Here is a 6,964-nt window from a genome sequence, read left to right as displayed (position 1 = left end):
CCGGCACGCTCCTCAGGCCCGCGAGACCTTGTTGTAGCGAGCGATCAGCCGGTCGCGTTTCAGGCGCGACAGGCGGTCGATCCAGAAGATGCCGTCGAGCTGGTCGATCTCGTGCTGATGGCAGATGGCGAGGAACCCTTCCGCCGACTCGGTGTGCTCGGCGCCGTCGAGATCGCGATAGCCGATCGTCACCCGGGCCGGCCGCTCGATCTCGTCGTTGACGCCCGGCATCGAGACGCTGCCTTCGACATGCCGGATCGTCTCGGCCGATGCCTCCAGCACAACCGGGTTGACGTAGACGCCGACGTCGCCGGGCGACAGTTCCAGCACGACGAGCCGCAAGGGCAGGCCGAGATGCGGAGCGGTGATGCCGACGCCCGGCGCCGCGCGCATGGTGTCGAGCAGATCACCGGCAAGCGCGCGCAGCTCCGCGTCGAAGCGTGTGACGGGCTGGGCCGCCACGCGCAGACGCGGGTCCGGAAAGCGGACGATCGGCCGGATGGCCACGGACGGCGACCGATCAGGCCGCCGTCTTCTTCTCGGCCGCGCCGTAGAAGCTCTCGCCGGTCTTGGCCATGCGCTTCAGCAGCCGGTTCGGCTTGAAGCGCTCGCCATGGGCCTTGGCCAGCTTCTCGCAGAGCTTGACGAAGGCGGCCGCCCCCATATTGTCGATGTAGGACAGCGTGCCGCCGGAGAAGGGCGCGAAGCCGAAGCCGATGATCGAGCCGACATCGGCCTCGCGCGGATCTGTGACGACGCCTTCCTCATAGGTCTTCGCGGCTTCGAGCGCCTGCGTCACCAGCAGGCGATGCTTCAGCTCCTCCATATCGACGCTCTCCGGATCGAGCCGCTTGCCGACAAGCTCGGCAAGGCCCGGCCAGAGCCGCTTCGGCCCGGCCTCCGGATAGTCGTAGAAGCCCTTCCTGTTCTTGCGGCCGAGACGACCATGCTTGTCGACCATGTCGGCGAGCAGCTTCTCCTGCGCAGGATCGACAGCTGCGTCGCCAAGCTGGGCCTTGGTCGCCTTCAGCACCTTGTAGGCGAGATCGACCGCGACCTCGTCATTGAGCGAGAGCGGGCCGACCGGCATGCCGGCCTGCTTGCCGGCGGCTTCGATCATCGCCGGCGGCACGCCTTCCATCAGCATCAGATGGCCTTCGCGGATGTAGTTGCCGACGCAGCGGTTGGCGTAGAAGCCGCGGGTGTCGTTGACGACGATCGGCGTCTTCTTGATGGCACGGACATAGTCCAGTGCCATTGCGAGCGCCTTCTTGCCGGTCTTCTTGGCCATGATGACCTCGACCAGAAGCATCTTCTCGACGGGCGAGAAGAAGTGAATGCCGATGAAGTTCTTCGGGCGCTGGCTGGTCTGGGCGAGGCCGGTGATCGGCAGCGTCGAGGTGTTGGAGCCGAAGATCGTGCGCGGGCCGACCACGGCCTCGACCTTGGCGATGACCTCGGCCTTGACCTTCGGGTCCTCGAAGACCGCCTCGACGATCAGGTCGCAGCCCTTGAGATCGGCATAGTCTGCGGACGCCTTGATGCGGCCGAGCAGCGCGTCGCGATCGGCGGTCTTGGCGCGGCCCTTCATGATCTGGTCGGAGACCAGCTTGTGCGAATAGGCCTTGCCCTTCTCGGCCGCCTCGATGTCCTTGTCGACCAGCACGACCTCGAGCCCGGCCTGCGCCGTGACATAGGCGATGCCGGCGCCCATGAAGCCCGCGCCGATGACGCCGACCTTCTTGAGCTTGGACGGCGGCACGTCCGCCGGGCGCCGGGCGCCCTTGTTCAGCTCCTGCATCGAGACGAAGAGCGACCGGATCATCGAAGCCGCTTCCTTCGTCCGGAGGATCTTGGCGAAGTAGCGGCTCTCGACCTTGAGGCCGAGATCGATCGGGAGCTGCAGCCCCTCATAGACAGCCGAGAGGATGGCGCGTGCGGCCGGATAGTTGTCGTTGGTCTCGCGGCGATAGATCGCATTGGCCGGCGGCCAGATCTGCATGCCCGCGGGCGAATGCACCTTGTTCGAAGGCAGCTTGAAGCCCTTCTGGTCCCAGGGCTGCGTCGCCTGCGGGTTGGCCTTGAGCCAGTCCTTGGCATTCTGGACGATGTCGGCGCGCGGCGCGACGGCGTGGACGAGGCCGGTATTGCGCGCGGGCAGCGCCTTCACCTGCTCGCCCTTGAACATCATCTGGAGCGCGTCGGCAGTCTGCATCAGGCGCGCCACGCGCTGGGTGCCGCCGGCGCCCGGGAAGAGCCCTACCTTGATCTCGGGCAGGCCGACACGGGTCGAGGCATCGTCCGAGACGACACGGTACTGGCAGGACAGCGAAAGCTCGAAGGCGCCGCCGAGGCACACGCCATGGATCGCGGCGGCGAAGGGCTTCCCGCAGGTTTCGAGCTTGCGATAGAGCAGCGAGAGCTTGCGGCTCTCGTCGAAGAAGCTCTGCATCGCGACGGCCTCGCCCTTTTCCCTGGCGAGCTTCACATAGAGGTCGCGCAGACCCTGCAGCATGGTGAGGTCGGCACCACCGGAGAAGCTCTCCTTGCCGGAGGTGATGACGCAGCCCTTGATCGCCTCGTCGGAAGCGACCTTGTCGACGATCTGGTCGAGCTCTTCCATCACCTCGGGGGTGATGACGTTCATCGAGCGGCCCGGCATGTCCCAGGTCGCGACCGCGATGCCGTCCGAGTCGGTCTCGAAGCGGAAATTGGTGAGGTTCATGATCTCTCTCCCTGCCCTTCCGCTCAGACGCGCTCGATGATGGTGGCGACGCCCATGCCCACGGCGACGCAGAGCGTCACCAGCGCGGTCTGCTTGTCCTGCCGCTCCAGTTCGTCGAGCACGGTGCCGAGCACCATGGCGCCGGTGGCGCCGAGCGGGTGGCCCATGGCGATGGCGCCGCCATTGACGTTGAGGATGGCGTCGTCGATGTCGAGCGCCTGCTGGTAGCGCAGCACGACCGAGGAAAAGGCCTCGTTCAGCTCGAAAAGGTCGATGTCCTTCGTGGTCATGCCGGCCTTCTTCAGCACGCGCTCGGTCACGTCGATCGGGCCGGTCAGCATCAGCGCGAGATCGGAGCCGACGGTGGCGAAGGCCTTGATCCGAGCGCGCGGCTTCAGCCCGGCGGCACGACCGGCCTTCTTCGAGCCGACGAGGACGGCAGCGGCACCATCGACGATGCCCGACGAATTGCCGGCATGGTGGACATGGTTGACGAACTCGACATCCGGGTGCGCGGCGGTCGCGACCGCATCGAAGCCGCCCATCTCGCCCATCTGGACGAAGGAGGCCTTCAGCGCGGCCAGCGCCTGCATGTTGGCGTCGGGACGGATCGTCTCGTCATGGTCGAGGATGGTGAGCCCGTTGACGTCGGTCACGGGGATCACCGAATTCCTGAAGCGGCCTTCCTTCCAGGCCTTGGCGGCGCGCTGATGCGAGCGCACGGCGAAGGCGTCGACATCATCACGCGAGAAGCCGTATTTCGTCGCGATCAGGTCGGCCGAGACGCCCTGCGGCATGAAATAGGTGTCGATGGCGACGCTGGGATCGACCGCGATGCCGAAGCCGGAGGCGCCCATGCCGATGCGGGACATGGATTCGACGCCGCCGCCGATCGTCATCTCCTTCTGGCCGGACATGACCTGCGCGGCGGCAAGGTTCACCGCATCCAGGCCCGAGGCGCAGAAGCGGTTGATCTGCACGCCCGGCACTTCCTTGCCGTAGCCGGCCTTGAGCGCGACCGTGCGGGCGATATCGGCTCCGGCCTCGCCGACGGGGTCGACGCAACCCATCACCACGTCCTCGACGAGGAGCGGGTCGAGGCCGTTGCGATCCTTGATCGCACGCAGCGTCTGGGTGCCCAGCTCGATCGCGGTGACTTCGTGGAGCGAGCCGTCGGCCTTGCCCTTGCCGCGCGGCGTGCGGACGTGATCGTAGATGAATGCGTCTGCCATGGAGGCCTCCCGGGCGCCGCGAGGCGGCGCATTCTGGTGCCGGACGTCACGGTCGGGCTTGCCCCGACCATCTCGTCATCCAGCGGGTTCTGCAAGAGATGCCCGGATTGCGTGGCCCGGGCATGATGGCTTGATAATCAGAACTGCTCGGCGCTCAGCGCCATCGTCGTGTCCGCGCCGGCGGTGATCCGCGCCAGATGCGCGGCGGTCTCCGGCAGGGTGCGCTCCATGAAGAAACGGGCAGTGACGAGCTTGGCGTTCATCCGCTCGGTCGCGCCGTCGGCACCGGCCTGCAACTTCGCCTGCGCCGCCTTCGCGATCCGCGCCCACATGTAGCCGAGCGAAACCAGACCGAGCAGGTGCATGAAGTCGTTGGCGCCGGCGCCGGCATTGTCCGGCTTGGCGAGCGCGTTGTTCATGAACCACATCGCCGCCTGCTGGAGATGCCCGAGAGAGGCCTGGAGGGGCCCGAGCAGCGGCTTCAGCGCCTCGTCCTCGGCATTCTCCTTCAGGAAGCCGCCGACCTCGTTGAAGAAGGCCATGATGCCGCGGCCACCATCGCGGCCGAGCTTGCGGCCGACGAGGTCCATCGCCTGCACCCCGTTGGCGCCCTCGTAGATCATGGCGATGCGGGCATCGCGCACGAACTGCTCGACGCCGGTCTCGGCGATATAGCCGTGGCCGCCGAACATCTGCTGCGCCTTCACGGCATTGTCGAAGCCGATATCGGTGAGCACGCCCTTGAGCACCGGCGTCATCAGGCCGAGCTGGTCGTCCGCCGCCTGGCGTTCGGCCGCATCACCCGAGCGATGGGCGATGTCGGATTGCAGCGCGTTCCAGAGCACGAAGGCGCGGGCGGCCTCGTTGAAGGCCTTGATCGACATCAGCGTCCGGCGCACGTCCGGATGGACGATGATCGGATCCGCCGGCTTGGCCGGCTCCTTCGCGCCGGTGAGCGAGCGCCCCTGCAGGCGCTCCTTGGCGTAGACGACGGCGTTCTGATAGGCGACCTCGGACTGGGCGAGGCCCTGGATGGCGACGCCGAGGCGAGCCTCGTTCATCATCACGAACATGGCGTTGAGGCCGCGATTCTCCTCGCCGACCAGCCAGCCTTGCGCACCCTCGTAGTTCATCACGCAGGTGGCGTTCCCGTGGATACCCATCTTGTGCTCGATCGAGCCGCAGGACACGCCGTTATTGTTGCCCACGGAGCCGTCCGCGCCGATCTTGTTGCGCGGCACGACGAAGAGCGAGATGCCCTTCACGCCCGCCGGCGCACCCTCGATACGGGCGAGCACGAGATGGACGATGTTCTCGGTGATGTCCTGCTCGCCGGCCGAGATGAAGATCTTGGTGCCGGTGATGGCGTAGGAACCGTCCCCGTTCGGAACAGCCCTGGTCTTGAGGAGACCGAGATCGGTGCCGCAGTGGGGCTCGGTCAGGTTCATCGTGCCCGACCAGGTGCCGTCGATCATCTTCGGCAGATAGGCGCGCTTCAGCTCGTCGGAGGCGTGGACGTAGAGCGCGGCGATCGCCCCCATGGTCAGGCCCGGATACATGGCGAAGGCCATGTTCGCGGCGGAGGCATACTCGTTCATCACGGCGCCGAGCGTGTAGGGCAGGCCCTGGCCGCCATATTCCGGGTCCATGGCCAGCCCGATCCAGCCGCCGCCGGCATAGGCCTCATAAGCCTGCTTGAAGCCCTTCGGCGTGGTCACGCGGCCATCGGGATGGCGGGTGCAGCCTTCCTGGTCGCCGGAATAGTTGATCGGCTGGAGGACTTCCTCGCAGAGTTTGGCACCCTCGCCGAGCACCGCCTCGACCACGTCCGGGCTCGCGTCGGCAAAGCCCGGCAGGTTGTTGTAGCGCTCGATGTTGAAAACGTCGTTGAGCAGAAAAAGGGTATCGTCGACGGGCGCCTTGTAGACCGGCATCTGGTCCTCCCTCACGTCGCGGGCCGCCCCTCTTCGTCGGGAGCGCCTCAAGATAGTTCACATATAAACAATCTCATTCGACTTGCAACCGGTGCATCGTTCTTTTGTCTCTTTCACGACGGCGCTTGTCCATCAGGCAAAAAAAAACCCCGGCGGAGCCGGGGTTCTTGAAGCGCCGCGCGGATGCGGTCAGGCTTTCGACAAGCGGGCCAGCGAGCCCTCGAGCTCGACGATCGCGCTATCGATCTCGTCGCGCTGGCTGCGCAGGAGCTCGAGCTGCTCGACGATCTGCTCGCGGCTGAGCTGGAGGCCGCCGACATTGGCTGCCTTCCCGGAGACCGGGCCCTTCTTGTCCTCGGCGGCGAGCATGGCGCGGATCTCCACGAGCGTGAAGCCGAGCTGCTTGCCCTTCAGGATCAGCGCAAGACGAGCACGATCGCGCTCCGAATAGATGCGCGACAGGCCCGAGCGGGTGGGCGAGATCAGTCCGCGCGATTCGTAGAAGCGCAGGGTACGCAGCGTGACGCCGAAATCGCGGGCGAGATCGCTGATGGTGAACTCCCCGGCCTCATCGGCGGGGGAGGTTACGGAGCGGGCTTCCTGTGTCGAAGAACCCGCCATAGCCAGATTGTGGCGTGACATGGAGGTCTCGTTCCTTGAGGGGATCGACTCACTGCCCATGCGGCAGTCTCGATCGGAGTGTCTGTGATAGGTATGACCCTGTCGTTGCGTCAGGTAATGCGCCCCTCTTCTGGGGTAAGTTACCGTTACATGGCGGCCGACGCCAGCTTTTGATGCGCCATTCTGAGAAAATCAGCGAGTTCTTAACCGACTGTTTACCATGAAGGAGAAATGTCGGGAACGCGCATCGCGCCGCCAACGCCATCTTTACGATTGCCGAAGCGCGCGGGGAGGGTTGCGGCATCAGGGGGCCGCACCCGCCACGGAAACCAAAGCCCCCTAGGCGAGCGAGACTATGGCGAACAGCTTGCCCTGGAGCGTCAAAGGCGTCGATCCGCGGACACGCGACGCGGCAAAGGCGGCGGCACGCCGCGCCGGGATGACCCTCGGCG

The 6,964-nt window shown here is 65.9% G+C and carries 5 protein-coding genes; all 5 read right to left on the bottom strand.

Going from position 1 to position 6,964, the window contains the following annotated elements; genetic code table 11:
• Nucleotides 1-12: 12 nt before the first annotated feature.
• The 5 genes from ACIPIA_RS07865 to ACIPIA_RS07845 all read right to left on the bottom strand — a co-directional run bounded on the left by ACIPIA_RS07865 (nt 13) and on the right by ACIPIA_RS07845 (nt 6,533).
• Nucleotides 13-507 carry a peptide deformylase gene (locus tag ACIPIA_RS07865; RefSeq protein WP_400508291.1) on the bottom strand — a complete coding sequence of 165 codons (495 nt, stop codon included), beginning with the start codon at nt 505-507 and terminating at the stop codon, nt 13-15.
• A 13-nt stretch (nt 508-520) separates the two neighbouring features.
• Nucleotides 521-2,725 carry an FAD-dependent oxidoreductase gene (locus ACIPIA_RS07860; protein WP_400508289.1) on the bottom strand — a complete coding sequence of 735 codons (2,205 nt, stop codon included), beginning with the start codon at nt 2,723-2,725 and terminating at the stop codon, nt 521-523.
• Nucleotides 2,726-2,748: 23 nt separating this feature from the next.
• Nucleotides 2,749-3,957, bottom strand: coding sequence for an acetyl-CoA C-acetyltransferase (locus ACIPIA_RS07855; RefSeq protein ID WP_400508288.1), 1,209 nt, complete (start codon nt 3,955-3,957; stop codon nt 2,749-2,751).
• Nucleotides 3,958-4,094: 137 nt separating this feature from the next.
• Nucleotides 4,095-5,891 carry an acyl-CoA dehydrogenase C-terminal domain-containing protein gene (locus ACIPIA_RS07850; protein ID WP_400508286.1) on the bottom strand — a complete coding sequence of 599 codons (1,797 nt, stop codon included), beginning with the start codon at nt 5,889-5,891 and terminating at the stop codon, nt 4,095-4,097.
• Between the two features lie 189 nt (nt 5,892-6,080).
• Nucleotides 6,081-6,533, bottom strand: coding sequence for a MerR family transcriptional regulator (locus ACIPIA_RS07845; RefSeq protein WP_400508284.1), 453 nt, complete (start codon nt 6,531-6,533; stop codon nt 6,081-6,083).
• Nucleotides 6,534-6,964: the final 431 nt, after the last annotated feature.

This window comes from Allobosea sp. CER48 (assembly GCF_044752385.1).
In the GTDB taxonomy this organism is placed as follows: domain Bacteria; phylum Pseudomonadota; class Alphaproteobacteria; order Rhizobiales; family Beijerinckiaceae; genus Allobosea.
This window is presented reverse-complemented; position numbering and strand designations above follow the sequence as displayed.